This is a genomic window from Paracoccus sp. TOH, from assembly GCF_030388245.1.
Lineage (GTDB): Bacteria > Pseudomonadota > Alphaproteobacteria > Rhodobacterales > Rhodobacteraceae > Paracoccus > Paracoccus simplex.
The window spans coordinates 43,630-67,780 of the sequence record NZ_CP098360.1 but is presented as its reverse complement, the minus strand read 5'-3'; the positions used below and the strand labels follow the sequence as shown (position 1 = coordinate 67,780).

21 protein-coding genes are annotated in these 24,151 nt (G+C 68.3%); 15 read left to right on the top strand and 6 right to left on the bottom strand.

Going from position 1 to position 24,151, the window contains the following annotated elements; translation table 11 throughout:
* The first annotated feature begins 2 nt into the window (after positions 1-2).
* The 5 genes from NBE95_RS00350 to NBE95_RS00330 are packed head-to-tail and all read left to right on the top strand — an operon-like array spanning position 3 to position 5,438.
* On the top strand, positions 3-833 hold the full coding sequence (locus NBE95_RS00350) for a carbohydrate ABC transporter permease (protein ID WP_019351648.1): 831 nt from the start codon (positions 3-5) through the stop codon (positions 831-833).
* A 13-nt stretch (positions 834-846) separates the two neighbouring features.
* Positions 847-1,845 carry an ABC transporter ATP-binding protein gene (locus tag NBE95_RS00345; RefSeq protein ID WP_289893940.1) on the top strand — a complete coding sequence of 333 codons (999 nt, stop codon included), beginning with the start codon at positions 847-849 and terminating at the stop codon, positions 1,843-1,845.
* A gap of 8 nt (positions 1,846-1,853) precedes the next feature.
* Complete coding sequence (locus NBE95_RS00340) at positions 1,854-3,317, top strand: mannitol dehydrogenase family protein (protein ID WP_289893938.1); 1,464 nt, start codon at positions 1,854-1,856, stop codon at positions 3,315-3,317.
* A 3-nt stretch (positions 3,318-3,320) separates the two neighbouring features.
* The gene (locus NBE95_RS00335; RefSeq protein ID WP_289893936.1) at positions 3,321-3,977 is read left to right on the top strand and encodes an HAD-IA family hydrolase; all 657 of its coding nucleotides are present in this window, start codon (positions 3,321-3,323) and stop codon (positions 3,975-3,977) included.
* Positions 3,978-3,983: 6 nt separating this feature from the next.
* Entirely contained in the window at positions 3,984-5,438 is a 1,455-nt protein-coding gene (locus NBE95_RS00330; protein ID WP_289893935.1) for an FGGY-family carbohydrate kinase, read from the top strand.
* Positions 5,439-5,504: 66 nt separating this feature from the next.
* Here the strand turns inward: NBE95_RS00330 and NBE95_RS00325 are convergent, their stop codons facing one another.
* The gene (locus NBE95_RS00325) at positions 5,505-6,437 is read right to left on the bottom strand and encodes a sugar-binding transcriptional regulator (protein ID WP_289893934.1); all 933 of its coding nucleotides are present in this window, start codon (positions 6,435-6,437) and stop codon (positions 5,505-5,507) included.
* Positions 6,438-6,519: 82 nt separating this feature from the next.
* Complete coding sequence (locus tag NBE95_RS00320) at positions 6,520-7,260, bottom strand: helix-turn-helix domain-containing protein (protein ID WP_289893933.1); 741 nt, start codon at positions 7,258-7,260, stop codon at positions 6,520-6,522.
* Between the two features lie 255 nt (positions 7,261-7,515).
* Between NBE95_RS00320 and NBE95_RS00315 the strand changes: the two genes are divergently transcribed.
* From NBE95_RS00315 to NBE95_RS00285, 7 genes are read left to right on the top strand one after another with little or no spacing between them, the layout of a single operon-like run.
* The gene (locus tag NBE95_RS00315) at positions 7,516-10,230 is read left to right on the top strand and encodes an MFS transporter (protein ID WP_289893932.1); all 2,715 of its coding nucleotides are present in this window, start codon (positions 7,516-7,518) and stop codon (positions 10,228-10,230) included.
* 22 nt (positions 10,231-10,252) lie between these two features.
* A complete protein-coding gene (locus NBE95_RS00310) occupies positions 10,253-14,017 on the top strand; it encodes a nitrate reductase subunit alpha (RefSeq protein ID WP_289893931.1) in 3,765 nt (1,254 codons plus the stop codon).
* On the top strand, positions 14,014-15,534 hold the full coding sequence (gene narH, locus NBE95_RS00305; protein WP_289893930.1) for a nitrate reductase subunit beta: 1,521 nt from the start codon (positions 14,014-14,016) through the stop codon (positions 15,532-15,534). The genes NBE95_RS00310 and narH overlap by 4 nt, the downstream gene beginning before the upstream one ends.
* Positions 15,531-16,232: a nitrate reductase molybdenum cofactor assembly chaperone gene (gene narJ / locus NBE95_RS00300; protein ID WP_289893929.1), complete on the top strand. Its 702-nt coding sequence runs from the start codon at positions 15,531-15,533 to the stop codon at positions 16,230-16,232. Before narH ends, narJ begins: the two co-directional genes overlap by 4 nt.
* 12 nt (positions 16,233-16,244) lie before the next feature.
* Positions 16,245-17,048, top strand: coding sequence for a respiratory nitrate reductase subunit gamma (gene narI, locus NBE95_RS00295; RefSeq protein WP_289893928.1), 804 nt, complete (start codon positions 16,245-16,247; stop codon positions 17,046-17,048).
* Between the two features lie 5 nt (positions 17,049-17,053).
* Positions 17,054-17,872 (top strand): peptidylprolyl isomerase, encoded by an 819-nt coding sequence (locus NBE95_RS00290; protein WP_289893927.1) that lies wholly within the window; start codon positions 17,054-17,056, stop codon positions 17,870-17,872.
* Complete coding sequence (locus tag NBE95_RS00285; protein WP_289893926.1) at positions 17,869-18,393, top strand: DUF2478 domain-containing protein; 525 nt, start codon at positions 17,869-17,871, stop codon at positions 18,391-18,393. The genes NBE95_RS00290 and NBE95_RS00285 overlap by 4 nt, the downstream gene beginning before the upstream one ends.
* Positions 18,394-18,405: 12 nt before the next feature.
* On the opposite strand, the gene NBE95_RS00280 is transcribed toward NBE95_RS00285, so the two are convergent.
* Complete coding sequence (locus NBE95_RS00280) at positions 18,406-18,861, bottom strand: Rrf2 family transcriptional regulator (protein WP_289893924.1); 456 nt, start codon at positions 18,859-18,861, stop codon at positions 18,406-18,408.
* A 115-nt stretch (positions 18,862-18,976) separates the two neighbouring features.
* On the opposite strand from NBE95_RS00280, the gene hmpA reads away from it, so the two are divergent.
* From hmpA to NBE95_RS00265, 3 genes are all read left to right on the top strand, one after another.
* The gene (gene hmpA, locus NBE95_RS00275) at positions 18,977-20,185 is read left to right on the top strand and encodes an NO-inducible flavohemoprotein (RefSeq protein WP_289893923.1); all 1,209 of its coding nucleotides are present in this window, start codon (positions 18,977-18,979) and stop codon (positions 20,183-20,185) included.
* A 12-nt stretch (positions 20,186-20,197) separates the two neighbouring features.
* Complete coding sequence (locus NBE95_RS00270) at positions 20,198-20,662, top strand: hypothetical protein (protein ID WP_289893922.1); 465 nt, start codon at positions 20,198-20,200, stop codon at positions 20,660-20,662.
* A gap of 95 nt (positions 20,663-20,757) precedes the next feature.
* Positions 20,758-21,471, top strand: coding sequence for a Crp/Fnr family transcriptional regulator (locus tag NBE95_RS00265; RefSeq protein ID WP_289893921.1), 714 nt, complete (start codon positions 20,758-20,760; stop codon positions 21,469-21,471).
* Here the strand turns inward: NBE95_RS00265 and NBE95_RS00260 are convergent.
* Genes NBE95_RS00260 through NBE95_RS00250 form a run of 3 tightly spaced genes read right to left on the bottom strand, consistent with a single transcriptional unit; the run spans position 21,468 to position 24,151 of the window.
* Positions 21,468-21,692, bottom strand: a complete 225-nt coding sequence (locus NBE95_RS00260; protein WP_289893920.1) for a cytochrome C oxidase subunit IV family protein — start codon at positions 21,690-21,692, stop codon at positions 21,468-21,470. The genes NBE95_RS00265 and NBE95_RS00260 overlap by 4 nt on opposite strands.
* Before the next feature lie 15 nt (positions 21,693-21,707).
* Entirely contained in the window at positions 21,708-22,244 is a 537-nt protein-coding gene (locus NBE95_RS00255; RefSeq protein WP_289893919.1) for a cytochrome c oxidase subunit 3, read from the bottom strand.
* The gene (locus tag NBE95_RS00250; protein ID WP_289893917.1) at positions 22,244-24,151 is read right to left on the bottom strand and encodes a nitric oxide reductase D protein; all 1,908 of its coding nucleotides are present in this window, start codon (positions 24,149-24,151) and stop codon (positions 22,244-22,246) included. Before NBE95_RS00250 ends, NBE95_RS00255 begins: the two co-directional genes overlap by 1 nt.

Below are 24,151 nucleotides of genomic sequence, written 5' to 3'. Positions count from 1 at the left end.
CCATGGCCCGCAAAGTCACCGAAACCCGCCGCTGGACCTTCACCATCCTGGCTTGGGGCGTGGCGCTGGCGATCTTCTTCCCGATCCTGTGGACGATCCTGACCAGCTTCAAGTCCGAGGCCGACGCCATTGCCAGCCCGCCGAAATTCCTGTTCTTCGACTGGACGACCGAGAACTATGCCGAGGTGCAGTCGCGCTCGCCCTATTTCCGGCACTTCCTGAACTCGGTCATCATCTCGGTCGGCTCGACGCTGCTCGGGCTGCTGATCGCCATCCCGGCCGCCTGGTCGATGGCGTTCCAGCCGGCCAAGCGGACCAAGGATCTGCTGATGTGGATGCTGTCGACCAAGATGATGCCGGCGGCCGGCGTGCTGATCCCGATGTATCTGCTGTTCCGCAGTTGGGGGCTTCTGGATACCCGCATCGGCATCACGGTCGTGCTGATGCTGATCAACCTGCCGATCATCACCTGGATGCTCTATACCTATTTCCGCGAGATCCCGGGCGAGATCCTGGAAGCCGCGCGGATGGACGGCGCCAGCCTGTCGAAGGAGATCCTTTACGTCCTGACGCCCATGGCGGTGCCCGGCATCGCCTCGACCCTGCTGCTGAATGTGATCCTGGCCTGGAACGAGGCGTTCTGGACGCTGAACCTGACCACCTCGCAGGCGGCGCCGTTGACGACCTTCATCGCCAGCTATTCCAGTCCCGAGGGGCTTTTCTATGCGAAACTTTCGGCGGCGAGCACCATGGCCATCGCCCCGATCCTGATCCTCGGCTGGTTCAGCCAGAAGCAACTCGTGCGCGGCCTGACCTTCGGCGCGGTGAAATGAAAGGGAAGGAATGATGGGTAGCATCACGCTTCAACAGGTTCGCAAGACCTTCGGCGATGTCGAGGTCATTCCGGGCGTCGATCTGCAGATCAACGACGGCGAGTTCGTGGTGTTCGTCGGTCCCTCGGGCTGCGGCAAGTCCACGCTCCTGCGGCTGATCGCCGGGCTCGAGGACGTCACCTCGGGCCGGATCGTCATCGACGGGCAGGACATGACCCAGGCGGCGCCGGCCCGGCGCAAGCTGGCGATGGTGTTCCAGAGCTATGCGCTCTATCCGCATATGTCGGTCAGGAAGAACATCGCCTTTCCGCTGAAGATGGCCGGCATGGCGGCGAACGAGCAGGAGCGGCGCGTCCAGCACGCGGCCGGCATCCTGAACCTGACCGACTATCTCGACCGCCGCCCCGGCCAGCTTTCGGGCGGCCAGCGCCAGCGCGTCGCCATCGGCCGGGCCATCGTGCGCGAGCCCTCGGCCTTCCTGTTCGACGAGCCGCTGTCGAACCTCGACGCGGCGCTGCGGGTGAACATGCGGGTGGAAATCAGCGAGCTGCACAAGAAGCTTGCCACCACCATGGTCTATGTCACCCACGATCAGGTCGAGGCGATGACCATGGCCGACAAGATCGTCGTCTTGCGCGCCGGCCGGGTCGAGCAGGTGGGCAGCCCGCTGGAGCTTTACCGCAAGCCGGCGAACCGCTTCGTGGCGGGCTTCATCGGCAGCCCGAACATGAACTTCATCGAGGGCGAGGCGGCGGAGCGCATGGGCGCCCATGCCATCGGCGTGCGCCCCGAGCATTTCACCATGTCCACCACCGACGGCGCTTTCGCCGGCAGGGTGGGCGTGGCCGAACATCTGGGCTCGGACACCTTCCTGCATATCGACCTGGACGGCGGGCCGCATATCGTCGCGCGGGCGGCGGGCGAGTTCCCGGTCCATCACGGCGACCGCATCTGGCTGACCCCGCAGGACGGCCGGGTCTATCGCTTCGACCGGCAGGGTCTGGCGCTGTGAGGGACAAGATGGACAGGCTTTCCAACCAGACGCTTGCGCAACTGGACCAGCCCGGTCCCGGCTATGACCGCGCCGCCCTGCGCCCCGGCATCCTGCATTTCGGTGTCGGCAATTTCTTCCGCGCGCATCAGGCCGCCTATCTGGACCGGCTGATGAACATGGGGCTGGCGCAGGATTTCGCCATCATTGGCGCCGGCGTCATGCCGGGCGACGTGCGCATGCGCGACACGCTGGCCGCGCAGGACTATCTTTACACGCTGGTCGAGCAATCGGCTGATCGCTCGGACGCCCGCGTTCTGGGGCCGATCGTGGATTACATCGCGCCGGGCGATCACGGACGGATCATCGCCACGCTGGCCGATCCGGCGATCCGCATCGTGGCGCTGACCATCACCGAGGGCGGCTATTTCATCGACGCCGCCACCGGTCATTTCGACAGGGCGCATCCCGCCATCGCGGCGGATGCGGCCAATCCCGAGGCGCCGCAGACCGTATTCGGCCTGATCGTCGCCGGGCTGAAGGCGCGGCGGGCGGCGGGTCATCCGCCCTTCACCGTGATGTGCTGCGACAACATCCCGCATAACGGCAAGGTCACCTGCGAGGCGGTGGCCGAAACCGCGCGGCTGTCGGACCCGGAACTGGCCGCGTGGATCGCGGCCAATGTCGCCTTCCCGAACGCCATGGTGGACCGCATCACCCCGGCGACCAGCGATCGCGAACGCCGCATGGTGCGCGAGGATTTCGGCATCCCCGACGAGGCCCCGGTCTTTTGCGAGGATTTCATCCAATGGGTGCTCGAGGACAATTTCCCCGCCGGCCGCCCGCCGCTTGAGAAAGCCGGCGTCGAATTCGTCGCCGACGTCACGCCCTGGGAGCTGATGAAGATCCGCATCCTGAACGGCGGCCATGCGGTGATCGCCTATCCGGCCGGCCTTCTCGACATCCATTTCGTGCATGAGGCGATGGCGAACGCGCAGGTCCGCGCCTTCCTGGAAAAGATCGAGGCCGACGAGATCATCCCCGCCGTGCCGCCGGTGCCCGGCACCGACCTGCAGGCCTATTTCGCCAAGGTGGCCGAGCGCTGCGCCAATCCCAAGATCGGCGACACGGTGCGCCGGCTCTGCCTTGACGGTTCGAACCGGCAGCCGAAGTTCATCGTGCCGACCGTCGCGCATCGGCTGCAGGCCGGCTTGCCGGTCGAGGGGCTGGCGCTGGAATCGGCGCTGTGGTGCCGCTATTGCGCCGGCGTGACCGACAGCGGCGCCGAGATCGAGCCGAACGACCCGAACTGGGACAGCCTGCTGCCCCGGGCGCAGGCGGCGCGGCACGATCCCGCGGCCTGGCTCGGCATGGCCGAGATCTATGGCGCCACGGGGCGCGATCCGCGCTTTGCCGAACCCTTCGCGCGCTGGCTGGCGATGCTGTGGGACAAGGGCACGCGCGCAACGCTCGATGCCTATCTCAAGGGTTAGGCGGTGGTGCGCGGGCTGATCTTCGACTGCGACGGGGTGCTGGTCGATTCCGAGCCGCTGGCGGTGGCCGAGCTGGAGATCCTGCTGCAGGGGCTGGGCGCCCCGATCTCCAGCGCGCGCATCTATGACGAATTCCTCGGCCGCTCGGTCTCGACCATCGTCGAGGCGGCGCGCGGCTACGGCATCGACCTTGGCCCGGCGCTGCCCGGCTTTTCCGCGGCGCTGGCCCGGCGCTTTCGCCGCGATCTGCGGCCCATTCCTGGCATGGTCGAGGTGCTGGCGCAGCTATCCGGGCCGCGCGCCGTGGCCTCGTCCAGCGCGCCGGACCGGCTGGCGCTGTCTTTGGCGCTGACCGGGCTGGCGCCGCTGTTCGGCCCGCATGTCTATTCGGCGACCCAGGTGGAGCACGGCAAGCCGGCGCCGGACCTGTTCCTGTTCGCCGCCGGGCATCTGGGCGTTGCCCCGGCCGATTGCGTGGTGATCGAGGACAGCCCGGCCGGCTTGCGCGCCGCCCGCGCCGCGGGGATGCGGGTGATCGGCTTTCTGGGCGGCAGCCATGCCGACCAGGCGCGGCTGGCCGGGAAGCTGGCCGCCGAAAACCCGGACGCGCTGATTGACCATGCCCGGGATTTGCCCAAAACTCTGGCCGGATTGCGCTGAGGGGGAGTGGGCGAATTGCTGATCGGGGCCGTGGATGTGGGCTCGGCCCGCGCGCGGGCGGGGCTGTTCACCGCCGGGGGGCGACTGGTCGCGCGGGCAAGCCGCGGCTTTTCCACCATCGCCGGTCCCGACCGCCAGGCCATGCATGATTTCGCCGAGATCTGGCAGGCGGTGGCCGAGGCGCTGGCCGAGGCGCGGCGCCAGGCCGGCGCCAGCCCGGCGCAGATCCGTGCCCTGGCCTTCGACGCCACCTGTTCGCTGGTGGTCCAGGCGCCGGGCTTCGCCCCGGACGTGATCGCCTGGCACGATCATCGCGCCATCGCCGAGGCGGCCGAGCTTGGCGCCATCGCGCATGAGGTGGTGGTGCGGGCCGGCGGCTCGGTCTCGCCCGAGATGCAGACGCCGAAGCTGATGTGGCTCAGGCGCCGCCGGCCCGAGATCTGGGCGGCGTTGCAGGGGGTGCGCGACCTGTGCGACCATCTGGCCTTTCGCGCCACCGGCCTCGAGGTGCGCTCGCATTGCGCGGCGGCGGCGAAATGGCCCTGGCTGCCCGATCGGGGCGGCTGGCAGACCGATCTGCTGGCCCGGATCGGCATCGCGGATTTCCCGCGCCCCGGCCCGGTCCTGCCGCCGGGCAGCCGCATCGGCCCGCTTTCGCCGCGGGGCGCGGCCGAACTGGGGCTGGAGCCCGAAACGCTGGTCGCCGTCGGGCTGATCGACGCTTTCTCCGGGGCGCTGGGCGCGGCGCCGGACATGCCGGCGCTGATCGCCGGCACCTCGAACTGCGTCATGGCGGCGGGGCTGGCGGCGGCGCCGGCGCTCTGGGGCCCCTATCCCGACGCGATCCTGCCGGGCGAGGCGGTCAGCGAGGGCGGGCAATCCGCCACCGGCGCGCTGCTGGAGCGGATCCGCCGGCTCTATCCGCGCCCGGCCAGCCATGACGAGATCCTGGCGCGTCTTGCCGCGGCGAAGGACGAGCCGGGCCAGGGGCTGCACGTTCTGCCCGATTTCAAGGGCAGCCGCACGCCCTTTGCCGATCCGCTGATGCGCGGCACCATCCACGGCCTGTCGCTGGACGGCAGCCCCGCGGCGCTGGACGGGTTCTACTGGCGTGCGGCGGTCGGGATCGCGCTGGGAACCCGGCAGGTCATCGCCCATATGGGCCTGGCCCCCGCCGCGCTGGCCATGGCCGGCGGGCAGGCGCGCTCGGCCCTGCTGCGCCAGCTCTATGCCGATGCCATCGGCGCCGAGATCCATTGGCAGCCCGAGGACGCGGTGCTGCGCGGCACCGCCATCGCCGCCGCGGCGCCGCTGATGGGGGGGCTGGTGGCGGCGCGCGCCCGCTTCTCGCACCCGGCCGAGATCACCCGCCCCGATCCCGCCGCCCGGGCCCGGCGCGAGCGCGACTGGCGCATCTTCCGGCGGATGCAGCAGCAGCGGGCCGAGATCGCCGCGATGTAGGCTTCTGGCTTTTGCTTATACGCCTTGCCGGGCGCAAGGCCGGGATCCGCTTTTGCTGGATATGCCTTAGTCCTTCAGCAGCGCCGCCGCGGTGGTCGCGTCGGTGATCAGCCCGCTGATCAAGCCGCCCCGCAACGCGCCGCGGATGGCCGGGATCTTTTCCGCGCCATGCGCCGCGCCGATGACCAGCGTCGTCTCGCGCGGCGGGATCGGCGCCGAGGCGACGCGGTCATTGCTGAGACCCTCGACCAGCCGGCCATGGGCATCATAGGCCCAGCCGGTGATCTCGCCCACCGCGCCGGCGGCGACCAGCGCGTCAAGGTCGGGCCGCGACAGGAAGCCGTCCAGCATCAGCGGGGCGCGGTCGTTCACCGTGCCGATGCCGACGAAGGCGACGCTGGCCTCGGCCGACAGGCGGATCAGCCGCTCGATGCTGGGCTGGCCGTTCACCGCCTGCCGCTCGTGCACCGTGGGCGCGATGACCGGCAGCGGCAGGGGAAAGCAGCGGGCCGTCACCAGGTCGGACAGGGTGAACAGCACGTTGTAATAGGCGGTCGAGCCGTCGGGGGCGATATTGCCGGTCAACGAGACGACGCGGTGCTGCGGGCAGTCGAAATGCGGCAATTGCGCGATGGCGCTGCGCAGGGTGCGGCCGGTGCCGATGGCCAGGGTCAGCGGCTCGGGCCGACGCAGCCATTGCTCGATCGCATCGGCCAGCATCAGCGCCACCCCGGATTCCGGGGCGTCGGCCGGCGCGATCTCGCACAGCTCCAACCCCCATTTCCGCCGCATCCCGGCGGCCAGGTCCATGCTCTGGGCGAAAGGATGGTCGATGCGGATCTTGACGATGCCTTCGGCCATCGCCTGCGCGACAAGGCGCTGCGCGGTCTGGCGCGAGACGCCCATGATCCCCGCGATCTCGTCCTGGGTCTTGCCCGCGACATAGGAGAGCCACGCCGCCTTGGCCGCCTGTTCCAGTTTCCGGCCCTGGTTGGTCATGGATCGCGCGCGCCGCCCCGAGATTGTCCTGGTTGGTGTCCGTGTCTAGCTTGCCGCCGGCCGCGCTGTCCAGCGCGGCCCGTCATCGCGACGGCCGCGGAAGCATCGCCTCGACGGTCGGATCCTCGGCACCCAGATCGTCGATCAGCGGGTCCAGCCCTGCCGCACGCGTCAGCAGGGCGCGGTCAACGATGATGATGCGCGGGCCGTCCAGCGCGATGCCCTCGTTCCTCAGCGCCGCCAGGGTGCGCGACAGGCTTTCCGGCGTCATGCCCAGATACGAGGCGAGATGGCGTTTTTCCACCGGCAGCACGAAGCTGGGGACGTCGCCTTCGCGCTGGGACTGGTTCAGCAGCCAGGCCGCCAGCCGCTCGCGGGCGGTGCGCAGCTTCAGGTTCTTGGCCTGCCGCACCATGCCGCGATAGCTGCCGGCCAGCTCGGTCATCACCGCCGCCGCCAGTTCCGGGTCGCGCCGGATCGCCGCGTGCAGGTCGACCGCCGGCAGCATCAGGATGCGCGAGCGTTCCAGCGTGCGCGCCGACATCAGATAGGGCATGTCGCGGATGCAGGCCGCCAGGATGAAGCTGGAGACCGGGCGCAGCACCGCCATCACCGCGTCGCGGCCGTTCCATTCGGCGTGCAGCTCGACCGCGCCCTCGACCAGGATATGCAGGAAATCGGGGTGGTCGCCCTGGCGGAACAGTTCAAGCTGCGGCGGGAAGCTCTGCGAATAGGTGGTCGCCATCAGCCCCTCGAAGGTCGGGGTCGCGACCGAGCGGAACAGCGGCAGATTGCGGATGGCTGGCTTTTCCTCGTCGCGCACGAATCGTCGTCCCGGTCAAAATCAGTTGATTTTTGATAAGCCATAAATGCAGATGGCGCAAGAACAGGATCGGATAACGTCAAGTCATGAAGGCGTATCGGTTATTCGCGACAGCAGAATAACGCAATTCCGGTCCGATTTTCCCGGCAACCGGCGCTGGATTGATTCAGGTCAAGTTTCGAGAGGGGGCTTTCATGGTGCCGCTGTTGCCGAAACCCGCAGGCATCTCTGCATTCGGGGAATCAGGAGCAAGTCATGTCGGAACATCCCATTCCGTCCCGCAGCGACCAGCAACGCGCCTTGTGGCTCAGCACATTGGCCTTTACCCTGTGTTTCGCGGTCTGGACGATCTTCTCGATCATCGGGATCACCATCAAGGCAGAGCTGGGCCTCTCCGAGTTCGAATACGGTCTGCTGATCGCGACGCCGGTGCTGACCGGTTCGCTGACGCGGCTGATCCTTGGCGTCTGGACCGAGCGTTACGGCGGCCGGCTGGTCTTTGCCGCGCAGATGGTCCTGACCGGCCTTGCCACCTATGCGCTGACACTGGCCGACAGCTATGCCACCTTCCTGCTGGCGGCGCTGGGCGTCGGTCTGGCGGGCGGATCCTTCATCATCGGCGTGGCCTATGTGTCCAAATGGTTCCCGGCCGAAAAGCAGGGCCTGGCGCTGGGCACTTTCGGCATGGGCAATGTCGGCGCCGCGGTGACCAAGTTCCTGGCGCCCTTCGTGCTGGTCGCCATGGGCTGGCAGGGCGTGGCCGAGATCTGGGCCACCGCCATCGCGCTGATGGGCGTGGCCTTCTATCTGCTGGCCAAGGACGACCCGGATTTTGCCGAGCGCCGCGCGCGCGGCGTGCAGGGTCCGACGCTGGCCGAGCAGTTCGCGCCGCTGAAGAACCTGCAGGTCTGGCGCTTCTCGCTGTATTATTTCTTCGTCTTCGGCGGCTTCGTGGCGCTGGCGCTGTGGCTGCCGCATTACCTGGTCGCCGTCTATGACGTCGACGTGCGCACCGCCGGCATGGCCGCGGCCTCGTTCAGCTTGGCGGCCAGCGTGTTCCGTGCCTATGGCGGCGCGCTGTCGGACCGCTTCGGGGCGCGGACGGTGATGTACTGGACCTTCGGCTTCTCGATCGTGTTCCTGTTCATGCTGTCCTATCCGCCGACGGATTACGTCATCCACGGCAAGGACGGCGCCATCGCCTTCTCGACCCGCATGGACCTGTGGCCCTTCGTGGCGACGATCTTCGCGCTGGGCTTCTTCATGAGCCTGGGCAAGGCGGCGGTGTTCAAGCACATCCCGGTCTATTACCCGAACCATGTCGGGGCCGTGGGCGGCCTGGTCGGCATGATCGGCGGCCTGGGCGGGTTCGTCCTGCCCATCGTCTTCGGCGCGCTGCTGGACCTGACCGGCGTCTATACCTCGTGTTTCGTGCTGCTGCTGCTGGTGGTCATGGTGTCGCTGGCCTGGATGCACATGTCGGTCCGCGCCATGGAACGCCAGGCGCAGGGCAAGGCGCTGGACCAGTTGCCCGCCTTCCCTGAGCTGAAGGAGATCCATACCCCCGGCAAGACCGAGATGCCGCGGGTGATCGAGGACTGGCGCCCCGAGGATCCGGCCTTCTGGGAAGGCAAGGGCAAGCGCATCGCGCGGCGCAACCTGTGGATCTCGATCCCGGCGCTGACCCTGGCCTTCGCGGTCTGGATGGTGTGGTCGGTGGTGATCGCCCGGTTGCCGGCGATCGGCTTCCAGTTCACCCAGGACCAGTTGTTCTGGCTGGCGGCGCTGCCGGCGCTGTCGGGGGCGACGCTGCGCATCTTCTACAGCTTCATGGTGCCGATCTTCGGCGGCCGGCTGTGGACGACATTGTCCACCGCCTCGCTGCTGGTCCCGGCCATGGGCATCGGCTATGCGGTGCAGAACCCGCAGACGCCCTATCTGATCTTCGTGGTGCTGGCGCTGCTCTGCGGGCTGGGCGGCGGCAACTTCGCCTCGTCCATGGCGAATATCAGCTTCTTCTTCCCGCGCGCCGAAAAGGGCAACGCCATGGCGCTGAACGCGGGCCTGGGCAATCTCGGCGTGTCGCTGATGCAGTTCCTGGTGCCGGTGATCATCACCGCCGGCGTGTTCGGCGCGCTCGGCGGCCAGCCGCAGCAACTCTCGGACGGCGGCCAGGTCTGGATGCAGAACGCCGGGTTCATCTGGGTGCCCTTCATCCTGATGGCGACTGCCGCCGCCTGGTTGGGCATGAACGACCTGGCGGATGCGAAATCCAGCTTCCGCGAGCAGGCGGTGATCTTCTCGCGCCGGCACAACTGGATCATGTGCCTGCTTTATGTCGGAACCTTCGGCAGCTTCATCGGCTATTCCGCCGCCTTCCCGATGCTGACGAAACTGGCCTTCCCGGGGGTGAACGCGCTGCAATACGCCTTCCTCGGGCCGCTGATCGGCGCGCTTAGCCGCGCGGGCAGCGGCTGGCTGGCCGACCGGATGGGCGGCGCGCGCGTCACCTTCTGGGTCTTCGCCGGCATGATCGCCTCGGTCCTGGTCATCATCCAGGGGCTGGGCAGCACCTCCTTCATGCTGTTCTTCCTGGGCTTCATGGCGCTGTTCTTCTTCAGCGGGGTCGGCAATGCCTCGACCTTCCAGATGATCCCGGTAATCATGCGCAAGGAGATCGCCCGGCTTTGCCCGCAAGCCGATGCCGAGGAGCGCCGCCGGCGGTCCGAGCGGGAATCGGCCGCGATCATCGCCTTCACCGCGGCCATCGGCGGCTATGGCGGGTTCTTCATTCCCAAGGCCTTCGGCAGCTCGATCCAGCTTACGGGCGGGGCCGGTCCGGCGCTTTGGGGCTTCCTGATCTTCTACCTCATCTGCATCGCCGTCACCTGGGGCGTCTACACGCGCCGCGGCGGGTTGCTGCACGACATCGAACATGGGCGGGCGGCCGTCGCCGCCCCCGCCGAATAGCCTGGAAATAACGGAGAGAGCCATGAGCCATCTTCTGGATCGCTTGAACTTCCTGACCAGCCTGCGCAAGGACCGCTTCGCGGAAGGCCACGGCCAGACCACCATCGAAAGCCGCGACTGGGAGGACACCTATCGCGCCCGCTGGCGGCACGACAAGATCGTCCGCTCGACCCACGGGGTGAACTGCACGGGCTCGTGTTCGTGGAAGATCTACGTCAAGTCCGGGATCGTCACCTGGGAAACCCAGCAAACCGATTATCCGCGCACCCGGCCGGACCTGCCCAACCACGAGCCGCGCGGCTGCGCGCGCGGCGCCTCCTACAGCTGGTATCTCTACAGCGCCAACCGGGTGAAGACGCCGCTGATCCGCGGCAAACTGATGCGGCTCTGGCGCGAGCGGCGCAAGACCATGGCGCCGGTCGAGGCCTGGGCCTCGATCCAGAACGACCCGCAGGCGCGCGAAAGCTATACCCGCATCCGCGGCAAGGGCGGCTTCGTGCGCGCCACCTGGGACGAGGCGACCGAGATCACCGCCGCCGCCAACGCCTATACCGCCCGGAAATACGGTCCCGACCGGGTCTTCGGCTTCTCGCCCATCCCGGCCATGTCGATGATCTCCTATGCGGCGGGGACGCGCTACCTGTCGCTTCTGGGCGGCACCTGCATGTCCTTTTATGACTGGTATTGCGACCTGCCGCCGGCCTCGCCCCAGACCTGGGGCGAGCAGACCGACGTTCCCGAAAGCGCCGACTGGTACAATGCGGGCTATCTGCTGCTCTGGGGCTCGAACGTGCCGCAGACCCGCACGCCCGACGCGCATTTCTATACCGAGGCGCGCTATCGCGGCACCAAGTCGGCGGTGATCTGCCCGGACTATTCGGAAGCGGCGAAGTTCGGCGACATCTGGCTGAACGTCAAGCAGGGCACCGACGCGGCGCTGGGCATGGCCTTCGGCCATGTCATCCTGCGCGAATTCCACCTGGACCGGCAGGCCGAATATTTCGAGGATTACTGCCGCCGCTATTCCGACATGCCGATGCTGGTGCGGCTGGACGATCAGGACGGCCGGCTGGTCCCCGGCCGCCAGCTGCGCGCCAGCGATTTCGACGGCGCGCTGGACCAGGCGAACAACCCCGAATGGAAGACCGTCGCCATCGACGAGACCAGCGGCCGCATCGTGGTCCCCAACGGTTCGATCGGCTTCCGCTGGGGTGAGCAGGGGCGCTGGAACCTGGAACAGAAAGCCGGCGAGGACGAGGTCCGCCTGCGCATGAGTCTGATCCTCGACCAGGATCGCGACGACGTGGTGGCGGTGGACTTCCCCTATTTCGGCGGTGCCGCGACCAACGGCTTCGCGGTGGACGATCGCGGCGAGGTGCTGACCCGCAATGTGCCGGTCAAGCGCCTGACCCTGGCCAATGGCGAGCAGGCGCTGGTCGCCACGGTCTTCGACCTGCTCTGCGCCAATTACAGCCTCGACCGGGGCCTGGGCGGCGAGAACGTCGCCAAGAGCTATGACGCCGACGTGCCCTTCACCCCGGCCTGGGCCGAGCGGATCACCGGCGTGCGCCGCGACAAGATCGTTCAGGTGGCGCGGGAATTCGCCAGCAATGCCGAAAAGACCAATGGCAAGTCCATGGTCATCATCGGCGCGGCGATGAACCATTGGTTCCACATGGACATGAACTATCGCGCCGTCATCAACATGCTGGTGATGTGCGGCTGCGTCGGCCAGTCCGGCGGCGGCTGGGCGCATTACGTCGGCCAGGAGAAGCTGCGCCCGCAGACCGGCTGGACGGCGCTGGCCTTTGCGCTGGACTGGGCGCGCCCGCCGCGGCACATGAACTCGACCAGCGCCTTTTATGCCCATACCGACCAGTGGCGCTACGAGACGGTGACGGCACGCGAGCTGCTGTCGCCGACCGCCCCCAAGGGCGACTGGGACCGGCTCAGCCTGATCGACTACAACATCCGGGCCGAGCGCATGGGCTGGCTGCCTTCGGCGCCGCAGCTGCGCCAGAACCCGCTGGATGTCGGCCGGGCCGCCCGGGCCGAGGGCGTCGAGGTCAAGGACTACGTCGCGCGCGGACTGAAATCCGGCCGGCTGGAAATGTCCTGCGAGGATCCGGACGCGCCGGAGAACTGGCCGCGCAACCTTTATGTCTGGCGCTCGAACCTGCTGGGTTCCTCGGGCAAGGGGCATGAATATTTCCTCAAGCATCTGCTCGGCACCGATCACGGCGTGCAGGGCAAGGATCTGGGCGAGGAAGGCGGGGTCAAGCCGGTCGAGGCGCGCTGGCACGACCAGGCGCCCGAGGGCAAGCTGGACCTGCTGGTCACCATCGACTTCCGCATGTCGACCACCGCCGTCTATGCCGACATCGTCCTGCCGACCGCCAGCTGGTACGAAAAGGACGACATGAACACCTCGGACATGCATCCGTTCATCCACCCGCTGCAGGCGGCGGTCGACCCGGCTTACGAGTCGAAATCGGATTGGGAGATCTTCAAGTCCATCGCCCGGAAATTCTCGGACATCGCCCCCGAGGTGCTGGGGGTCGAGACCGACGTGGTGCAGCTGCCGCTGCAGCACGACAGCGCCGGCGAGATCATGCAGCCGTTGGTCGCGGACTGGAAACAGGGCCAATGCGACCTGATCCCCGGCAAGACCGCGCCGGCCTATATCGAGGTGACGCGCGATTACCCGAACCTTTACAAGCGCTTCACCGCGCTTGGGCCGCTGATGGAAAAGGTCGGCAATGGCGGCAAGGGCATCGCCTGGGACACCACGACCGAGGTGCATCATCTGAAGGCGCTGAACGGCACCGTCACCGAGGAGGGACCGACCCAGGGCATGGCCCGCATCGACACCGCCATCGACGCCGCCGAGGTGGTGCTGATGCTGGCGCCCGAAACCAATGGCGAGGTCGCCGTCAAGGCCTGGGAGGCGCTGGGCAAGGCGACCGGGCTTGACCACAAGCACCTGGCCGAGGTCAAGGAGGACGAGAAGATCCGCTTCCGCGACATCGCTGCCCAGCCGCGCAAGATCATCTCGTCGCCCACCTGGTCGGGCATCGAAAGCGAGGAGGTCTGCTACAATGCCGGCTGGACCAACGTGCATGAGCTGATCCCGTGGCGCACCGTCACCGGCCGCCAGCAGCTTTACCAGGACCACGAATGGATGCGGGCCTTTGGCGAGGGGTTCGTGACCTGGCGGCCGCCGGTGGACCTGAAGACCGTGGGTCATGCCGCGACGAAATCGCTGGGCGCCAGCGAAAAGCACGTGGTGCTGAACTTCCTGACCCCGCACCAGAAATGGGGCATCCATTCGACCTATACCGACAACCTGCTGATGCTGACGCTGAACCGCGGCGGTCCGGTGGTCTGGATCTCGGAAATCGACGCCCGCAAGGCCGGTGTCGTCGATAACGACTGGGTCGAGGTCTTCAACTCCAACGGCGCCATCAGCGCCCGCGCGGTGGTCAGCCAGCGCATCAAGGAAGGCAGCATGTTCATGTATCACGCCCAGGAAAAGATCGTGAACACGCCCGGCTCGAAAGTCACCGGCAAGCGCGGCGGCATCCACAACTCGGTCACCCGCATCGTGCCGAAGCCGACCCATATGATCGGCGGCTATGCGCAGCTGGCCTACGGCTTCAACTATTACGGCACCGTGGGCGCCAACCGGGACGAATTCGTCATCGTCCGCAAACTCGATCAGGTCGACTGGCTCGACCAACCCCTGGAAATCGGGGCCGCAACCCAAAAAGTGGAGGCAGCGGAATGAAAGTTCGTGCGCAAATCGGCATGGTGCTGAACCTGGACAAGTGTATCGGCTGCCATACCTGCTCGGTCACCTGCAAGAACGTCTGGACCTCGCGCGAGGGCGTCGAATACGCCTGGTTCAACAACGTCGAGACCAAGCCCGGCATCGGCTATCCCAAGGATTGGGAGAACCAGAAGCGCTGGAACGGCGGCTGGACCCGGACCCGCGCCGGCCACCTGCAACCGAAACAGGGCGGCAAGTGGCGCATCCTGGCCAATATCTTCGCCAACCCCGACCTGCCCGAGATCGACGATTTCTACGAGCCCTTCGATTTCGACTACGACCACCTGAAATCGGCGCCGGAAATGCAGGCGTTCCCGACCGCCCGGCCGCGCTCCAAGATCACCGGCGAGCGGATGGAAAAGATCGAATGGGGCCCGAACTGGGAGGAGATCCTGGGCGGCGAATTCGAGAAGCGCAGCAAGGACTACAACTTCGAGGGCGTGCAGAAGGACATCTACGGAGAGTATGAGAATACCTTCATGATGTATCTGCCGCGGCTCTGCGAGCATTGCCTCAACCCGGCCTGCGTCGCCTCGTGCCCCTCGGGCGCGATCTACAAGCGCGAGGACGACGGCGTGGTGCTGATCGACCAGGAGAAGTGCCGGGGTTGGCGCATGTGCGTTTCCGGCTGCCCCTACAAGAAGATCTATTACAACTGGTCCTCGGGCAAATCGGAAAAATGCATCCTGTGCTATCCGCGCCTGGAAAGCGGCCAGCCCACGGTCTGTTCCGAAACCTGCGTCGGCCGCATCCGCTATCTGGGCGTGATGCTCTATGACGCCGACAAGATCGCCGAGGCCGCCGCGACCGAGTCGGAGATGGACCTCTACGACGCGCAGCTGGGCGTGTTCCTGGACCCGAACGACCCCGAGGTGATCGCCGCAGCGCGCGCCGAGGGCGTCCCCGAGGACTGGATCAAGGGCGCGCAGAACTCGCCGATCTGGAAGATGGCGATGGAGTGGAAGATCGCCTTCCCGCTGCATCCCGAATACCGCACGCTGCCGATGGTCTGGTATGTGCCGCCGCTGTCGCCGATCCAGAACGCCGCCGAGGCCGGCAAGATCGCCGCGCAGGACGACATGCCCGACGTGCGCAGCCTGCGCATCCCGCTGCGTTACCTGGCGAACATGCTGACCGCCGGCGACGAGGCCCCGGTCGCCTCGGCCCTGGAGCGGATGCTGGCGATGCGCAGCTACATGCGCTCGAAGACCGTCGACGGGGTGGTGAACCTGGGCGTCGCCAAGCGCGTCGGCCTGACCCCGCATCAGATCGACGAGATGTATCACCTGCTTGCCATCGCCAATTACGAGGACCGCTTCGTCATCCCGACCACGCATCGCGAGCTGGTCGAGGATGCCTATGACCTGAAGGGCGGCTGCAGCTTCACCGACGGCAACGGCTGCTCGTCAGGCCACAGCAGCGGCAAGCTGTTCTCGGGCAAGAAGTTCCGCAGCCCGCAGGAGTTCATCGCATGAAGACCTTCAAGGCATTCTCGCTGCTGCTGAGCTATCCCTCGGCCGAGCTGCAGGAGGCGATCCCCGCCATCGAGGCGACCTTGCGCGACGACGGGCTGCTGGGCCCCAAGCGCATGGAGGCGCTGGCGCCGCTGCTGGCCGAACTGGCGCGCGGCGACCTTTACGAATTGCAGGAACGCTATGTCCTGCTTTTCGACCGCTCGCGCACCCTGTCGCTGAACCTGTTCGAGCATATCCATGGCGAAAGCCGCGACCGCGGCGGCGCCATGGTCGACCTGCTCGAGATGTATCGCGCCGGCGGCCTGGATCTGGGCGGGACCGAGCTGCCCGACCACCTGCCGGTGCTGCTGGAATACCTGTCGACCCGGCCCTTGGCCGAGGCGCAGGCGGTGCTGGCCGATGCCGGCCATATCCTGGTCGCGCTGGCCGAGCGGCTGACGCGCCGCGACACCGCCTATGCCGCGGTGCTCGAGGCATTGGTCATGGTCGCCGGCGCCGATCCCGATACCGAGGAGGTGCAGACGCTTCTGGCCTGCAAGGACGACAACCCCGAGGATCTGGAGGCCCTCGATGCGGTCTGGGCCGAGGCGCAGGTCACCTTCGGTCCCGATCCCAATGCCGGCTGCCCGGTCAGCCGCGACCTGCTTGCCCGCATGGACCCCGCACCGGAACGCAACCCGGCGCGGACCGCCAGCTAACAGGAGGAAGAGATGAACAATTTCCTGTTCGGAATATATCCCTATATCGCCATCACCGTGATGGTCTTCGGCTCGATCGTGCGGTACGAGCGCGATCCCTTCACCTGGAAATCCTCGTCCAGCCAGCTTCTGCGCCGCCGGCAGTTCGTCATCGGCTCGGTGCTGTTTCATGTCGGCGTGCTGGTGATTCTGGGCGGCCATCTGGTCGGGCTTCTGACGCCCATCGCGGTTTTCGACGCGCTGGGGATCAGCCACGGCGCCAAGCAGGTCCTGGCCATGGCGGCCGGCGGCATCGCCGGCCTGATGGCGCTGGTCGGCGGCGCGATCCTGCTGCAGCGCCGGCTGACCGATCCGCGCATCCGGGCCAATTCGACGCTGGCCGATACCGGCATCCTGGCGCTGCTGATGCTGCAGCTGGTGCTGGGGCTGGGGACGATCTTCGTGTCGGCCGGGCATCTGGACGGGCACGAGATGGTCAAGTTCATGAACTGGGCGCAGGGCGTGGTCTATTTCGGCACGGACCCGGCGGCGCATCTGGCGGATGTGTCCTGGATCTTCAAAGTGCATATCGTTCTGGGCCTGACCATCTTCCTGCTGTTCCCCTTCACCCGGCTGGTGCACATGCTCTCGGCGCCGGTGCGCTATCTGTGGCGGCCCGGCTACCAGATCGTGCGCTCGAAACGCGGCGCCCGGCGCGGCGTCGGCCTGAGCCCGCTGCCCCGCGACGCCGAGGCGCGCGAGGCGCTGGCCCGCAAGGTCGCGGCGCATGACCTGGCCCGGCAGCGGCCCGAGCCCCTGCCGCAGGCGGCGGAGTGATGGCCATGGAGATGAAACCGCTTCTGCCGCCGATCGTGGTCAACGGCGTGACCATCCCGGCCGAGCGCATCGCCGCCGAGGCGCAGAACCATCCGGCGCCCAAGGGCAAGCCGGGCCAGGCCTGGAAGGCCGCCGCCCGTGCCCTGGCCCTGCGCGAGATCCTGCTGCAGGAGGCTCGGGCGCGGGGCATCGCACCCGAGCCGGCCGAGCTTGCCCCCGGTCAGTGGGAGACCGAGGAGGAGGCGATGATCCGCCAGCTTCTGGAAACCGCCATCCGTCCCGAGCCGGCCGACGAGCTCGCCCTGCGCGCGCTTTACGATGGCGCGCCCGAGCGGTTCCGCGCCCCTTCGCTTTACGAGGCGGCGCATATCCTGATCGCCGCCCCGGCGGGCGACGCCGCGGCGCGGGCCGTGGCGCGCGACACCGCCCTGGCGCTGCTGGACGAGCTGCGCCGCGTACCGCGCCGCTTTGCCGAACTGGCGGCGCAGAACAGCGCCTGTTCCTCGCGCCAGAACGGCGGGCTGCTGGGGCAGCTCAGCTCCGGCGACACGGTGCCGGAATTCGAGGCGGCGCTGGCCGGGATGGAGGAGGGCGAAATCTCGGCCCAGCCGGTCGAGACGCGCTACGGCTTCCATCTGATCCGGCTGGACGCCAAGGCGCGGGGCGCGATCCTGCCCTTCGAGACGGTGTTGCCGCATCTGCGCGAGGCGCGCGAGAAAGCCGCCTGGGTCGTGGCCAGCCGCGCCTTCACCGCCGAACTGGTGGCGCGGGCCGAGGTCAGCGGCGTGAGCCTGGCGGCGGAAGCCGAAAGGAAAGACCGATGAAACTGGGCTATGTCACCCTGTCCGGCCGCGGCGCCATCGACGCGCTGCTGGCCGGCGTGGTCGCCCGGCTCGAGGCCGAGGGCCTGCGGCTGGCCGGCACCGTGCAGACCAATATCGACCGCGACGACCGGCCGCTTTGCGACATGGACCTGCGGCTGCTGCCGGACGGGCCGACGGTGCGCATCAGCGTCGACCGCGGCGCCGAGGCGCGCGGCTGCCGGCTGGATGCCGAAGCGCTGGAGCGTTCGGTGCTTTGGACCGAGCGGGCGCTGGACCGCGCCGAGTTTCTGGTCGTCAACAAGTTCGGCAAGCAAGAGGCCGAGGGCAGGGGTCTTGCCGGCACCATCGCCGAGGCGCTGGCCCGCGGCCTGCCGGTGCTGGTCGGGGTGAACGGGCTGAACCTGCCGCCCTTCCTGGAATTTGCCGGCGGCCTGGCCGATGCCCTGCCGCCGGAACCCGAGGCCGTCCTGCGCTGGTGCCGCGCCGCCCGCGCGGCGGCCTCGGCCTGCGCCGCCGCCTGAACCGCCCGCCGCTCAGCCGGCCGGTCCGGCCGGTTGCTCCGGCCCGCGGCCGGTCGGATGCAGCAGCGGCAGGAAATCCCCGCGTCGCGCCAGCACATCGGCCAGCGTATAGCCGTCGAGCACCGCCATGAAGGCTTGCAGCGCCTCGTCCAGCATCGAGGTCAGGCCGCAGGCCGGGGCGATGATGCATCCGGCGCAGCCCACCAGATCGAAATCGTCCTCGGTGTGACGGATCAGCGCACCCACGCTGATCTCGGCCGGCGGACGCGCCAGCCGGATGCCGCCATTGCGACCGCGCACGCTGGCAAGATAGCCGGCATTCACCAGGTCGTTGATGACCTTCATCAGGTGATTTTGCGAGATTCCGTAAGCTCTTGCGATCTCGGCGATCGAGCACAGCCGGTCCGGCTGCCGCCCCAGATACAGCAGCACCCGCATGGCAAAATCGGTGTATCGCGTCAGTCGCATTCCGTCTTCCCGAAAACATGCGCAGGAATTGCATGATTTCCGGCGCAAGGATAGATGTATCGCGGATACATGATTTCGACCCCGCGTCGCGACAACCCCGAACAGGAGAATTCCCATGACCCAGACTCTCAGCGCCCAGACCATCGCGCTGGTCAAGGCCACCGTTCCCGCGCTCGAGGCGCATGGCATGGAGATCGTGCACGAGATGTATGCCCGCATGTTCCGCGACCCGGCGATCCGCGATCTGTTCAACCAATCGCATCACGGTGCCGCCGACGCCCAGCCGCGGGCGTTGACCGGGGCGATCCTGGCCTATGCCAGCAATATCGAGAACCTGGGCGCGCTGGCCCCGGCGGTCGAGCGCATCGCCCAGAAGCATGTCGGCCTGCAGATCCTGCCCGAGCATTACCCCCATGTCGCCGAGGCGCTTCTGGGCGCCATCCGCCATGTGCTGGGCGAGGCGGCGACCGACGAGGTGCTGGCCGCCTGGGGCGAGGCCTACTGGTTCCTGGCCAATATCCTGATCGCCCGCGAGACGCGGCTTTACGGTGCCCAGGTCGAGGCCGCCGGCGGCTGGAACGGCTGGCGCGACTTCCGCATCGAGGAGGTGATCCGCGAAAGCAGCGTCATCAAGTCCTTCGTGCTGCGCCCGGTCGATGGCGGTCCGGTGATGGACCACAAGCCCGGCCAGTATCTGACCTTCTGGTTCGAGATCCCCGGCCATCCGGCGGCCAAGCGCAACTATTCCATCTCGGCCGCACCGAACGGCGAAACCTATCGCATCTCGGTCAAGCGCGAGCCGCTGGGGCTGGCATCGGGCTGGCTGCACGAGCAGGCGCCGGGCACGGTGCTGAAGGTGGCGGCGCCGGCGGGCGAGTTCTTCCTGGACGGCCGGCCGACGCGCCCGGTGGTGCTGCTTTCGGGGGGCGTGGGCCTGACGCCGATGGTCGCCATGCTGGAATCGCTGGTCGCCGAAGGGTCCGAGGTGACGGTGCATTACCTCCACGGCACCCATGACCGCGACACCCATGCCATGCGCGCCCATGTCCGGGCCCTGGCGGCGCAGGGCAGGGACGTCCGGGTGACCGATTTCCACCAGACTCCGCTTGCGGGCGAGGTCGTCGGCCGCGATTATGACATCGCCGGGCTGATCACCGAGGAATGGCTGCTGGCCAATACCCCGGCCGCCACGGCGGATTACTATATCTGCGGCCCGCGCCCCTTCCTGCGTGCGGCCGTCTCGGCGCTGTCGCTGGCCGGGGTGGCTTCGGACCGCATCCATTACGAGTTCTTCGGCCCTGCCGACGAGCTTCTGGCCGCCTGAGGAGAGCGCAGCATGGACGATTTCACCCTGGCGCGGATCGTCCATGTCGTCGCGGTGCTGATGTGGATCGGCGGCGTGGGTTTCGTGACCCTGGTGGTGATCCCGGCGATCCGCCGGCTGCATCCGCCGGGCGAGCGGCTGGCCGCCTTTCACGCCATCGAGGGCCGGTTCTCGCCCCAGGCGCGGCTCTGGGTGGCGCTGGCCGGGGCCAGCGGGCTGTGGATGACCTGGCGCGGCGAAATGTGGCAACGCTTTTCCGATCCCGCCTTCTGGTGGATGCACGCCATGCTGGCGGTCTGGCTGGTCTTCGCCGCCATGCTGTTCGTGATCGAGCCGCTGTTCCTGCATCGCCGCATGGCGACTTCGCCCCAGGCCGAGCGCGATTTCGACCGGCTGGGTCGGATGCATTACCTGCTGCTGGCCGTCGCCCTCGTCGCCGTGATCGGCGCCGTGGGCGGGGCGCATGGCATGTTCTGACAACCTGCGGCAGATCGCGGGTGCCCGCGGCCGCCGTCTTGTCGTAACATGGCCTTTCGATCCGCTGCGAAAGATTCCTTTTCCATGGTGATGCCATGTCCGCGCCCCTGACCCCGGCCCTGCGCCAGATCGCCAGCCAGTCGCGGCTGTTCTCGACCATGCCCCCGGCACTGTCCGAGCAGTTGCTGGACCAGGCGCGGGTGGTGCAGTACCAGCGCGGCGCACCGATCTTCTACCAGGGCGACATCGCCCGCGCCCTGCATATCGTGGCTGAGGGCTGGGTGAAGCTTTACCGGCTGTCGCCCGGCGGCACCGAGGCGGTGGTGGGCACGATGACGCGCGGCCAAAGTTTCGGCGAGCCGATCGCGCTGCGCCGCGCCGCCTATCCGGTCTCGGCCGAGGCCTCGACCGATTGCCGGCTGATCGCGCTGCCCTCGGACGCGCTGCTTTCGGCGCTGAAATCGCGACCCGAGGCGGCGATCTCGATCATCGCCTCGACCTTCCAGCACCTGCAGGCGCTGGTCGAACAGATCGAGGAGCTGAAGGCGCGCTCGGGCACGCAGCGGGTGGCGGGCTTCCTGCTGGAACTGTGCCCCGAAGGGGCCGAGGACCGCGCCACCGTGACGCTGCCCTATGACAAGGCGCTGATTGCCGGGCGCTTGGGCATGAAGCCCGAAAGCCTGAGCCGCGCCTTTGCCCGGCTGCGCGACCATGGCGTGCAGATCCGCCAGAACAGCGCCGAGATCGGCTCGATCCCGGCGCTGCGCGAGGTGGTCGAGGGCGATCCGGGCGATGCCTGGTCGCGCTAGAGCGCGCTCAGCGTCCCGATCAGCGCCAGCCACAGCAGCAAGGGCGTCATCACCGCCGCCAGCCAGCCCGGCGCGCCGGCAAGGTGCAGGAACTGTCCCAGGATCGCCCGGGCTTTCAGCGCCGCCAGCGCCAGCAGTCCCGCGCCGACCAGCGGTCCCGCGCCCTGCGCCAAGGCCACCGTGACCAACACCAGGGCGAGAAGCCAGAGCCAGGTTTTCATCAAAACGTCCATTGCCTAGCCCAGAAGATAGATCGGTGGCAGGATCAGCACCCAGACCAGGTCGACCATGTGCCAGAACATCGCGCCGGCCTGAACCGCGTCCGACCGGGCGCGCCAGGCCACCAGCGCCAGCAGCGCCACCCCGGCGATGACATGGGCGGCATGAAAGCCGGTGAGCAGGTAGTAGAAGGTGAAGAACGGGCTGGCCTCCATGCTGATGCCGCGCTCCCAGTCGCCGGCATATTCCGCCGCCTTCAGGGCCAGGAAACCCAGCCCGCCCAGGGCGGCAAGGCCCAGGCCCAGCCGCGCCGCGCGCTTGCGGCCCCGCGCCGCGGCCCGCTCGGCCCGGGCGGCGGCATAGCCGGAACTGACCAGGATCACCGTGTTCAGCGCGGCCAGGCGGCTGTCCAGCAGCGCCTGCGCCTCGGCAAAGCCGGCCGGGTCGCGCAGGCGCAGCGCCGCCATCACCGTGATGCCGGCGGCAAAGACCAGCAACTCGGACACGATCAGCACCCACATCAGCAATTCGCCGGGAAGATCGTCCAGCCGCATCACGACACCAACTGGCGATAGATTTCCGGCAGGGCACCGACCAACCGGTCGGGATCGCGGATCACCGCGAAGCCGCCGCGGCCGAAGATGCGCGGGAACCAGGTCTGCGCCGCGCGGTCGATGGTGATGCCGAAGACCGCATGGCCGGCGCGACGGGCCTCGCGCACCGCCATGGCGCTGTCCTCGATGCCGTGCCGGCCCTCGTAGTGGTCCAGGTCGTTGGGCTTGCCGTCGGTCAGCACCAGCAGCAGCCGGCGCGCCCGGCTTTGTGCGGCGAGCCCGGCCGAGCAATGCCGCAGGGCGGCGCCAAGGCGGGTGTAGAAGCCGGGGCTCAGCGCGTTGATGCGCGCCTCGACCGCCGGGCCCATCGGCTCGTCGAAATCCTTGCAGCCATGCAGCCAGACCCGGTCGCGCCTGAGCGACGAGAAACCCTGGACGGCAAAGCGGTCGCCGCAGCTATCCAACCCCCAGGCCAGCGCGGTCAGCGCCTCGCGGGCGATCTGGATCACCGGCCGGCCCGCGACCATGCTTTCGGTCGAGCGCGACACGTCGAGCAGGATCGACACCGCCAGGTCGCGCCGCCCCGGCCGGGACTGGCGCCAGATGCGGTCGCTGCCGCGCCCGGTGGCACGCAGATCTGTGACCGAGCGCAAGGCGGCGTCCAGGTCCAGCTCCTCGCCGTCGGGTTGGCCGGACTGCATGGTCCGGGCCGGGCGCAGCGCCTGAAAGCGGCGCTGCACGGCGCGGATGCGGCGGCGGGCGGCGGCATCGGGCGGGGCCTGCAGCGCGGCATCGCCGCCGGCGGGCGCAGCCAGCACCCGGCAATGGTCGGGCAGATAGGTCTGGGCGCGCGCGTCCCATTCCGGATAGGTGAAGGCTGCGGACAGCCGCTCGCGGTCCACGTCCTCGGGGGCGAGGTCCAGGTGCAGCTTCAGCCGCGTCGCCGGCGCTTTCGAGACCTGGCCGAGGCCGATCTCGTCCTGGTCGTCGGCGGCCTTCTTGGCGTTTTCCAGATCGTCATCCTCGACCCGGCGGTTGAGGTTCAGGAATTGCGTCCAGCTCAGCAGGGCCTCGAACTTGTAAAGGATGATGCTGTCCTTGCGCTCGGCCTGGTCGGCCTTGTGGCGGCGGGCCTTGCGGGCCGGGCCGTCCCCGGCTTCCTCGGCATCGCCGCCGGTCGCCGGTTCGGCGGTTTCGGAGGGCGCCGACAGGCGCGGGGCGCGCAAGTCGGGCCACATCGGCACCGGCCGGAACGGGCGATAGCCGCGCGGCGCCGGCGGGGCGCGGCCGGGATCGTCCAGCAGCGCGGTATCGGCCGGCACCGGATCGCCCAACAACCGGCGGATCAGCGCCTCGACGGCACCCTCGGTCCCGCCGATGCTGGCCGGCCGCAGCGCCAGATGCGCCTGCGCCAGCCGGTCCCAGACCGGCCGCAGGCCGGGCGCGTCGGCCAGGGTGGCCGCCACCATGGCGCGGGCGCCGGCGATGGCGGCCAGATCGGCGCGCAGCGGATCCGCGGGCAGGGCGGGGCGCGGCGCATGGGCGGCGGCGGCCGCCAGCCACAGGTAAAGCGCGGCATTGTCCGCGGCATCGGGAAACTCGGCCAGGCGCGCCGGCAGGCGCAGCACCTCGCCGTCGAAACTGGCGCGCGCCACCCGTTCGGCCGGGGTGGCCAGGCGGCGGCGCAGGCGCAGCCGGTGGCCGCTTTCCTCGTCCGCCACCGGCCGGATCTCGACCGAAGGACCGCCGCCCAGGCCGCGGAACAGCACCGCCAGCCGCGGCTGCATCTGCTCCAGCGTCACCGCCGCGGCGCTGAAATCGGGCGGCGCGTCCAATCGGCTGGCCAGACTGTGCCAGAGCTTGCCGACCGTCTCCTCGGGCTCCCATGGGGCGAGATCATGCGCCAT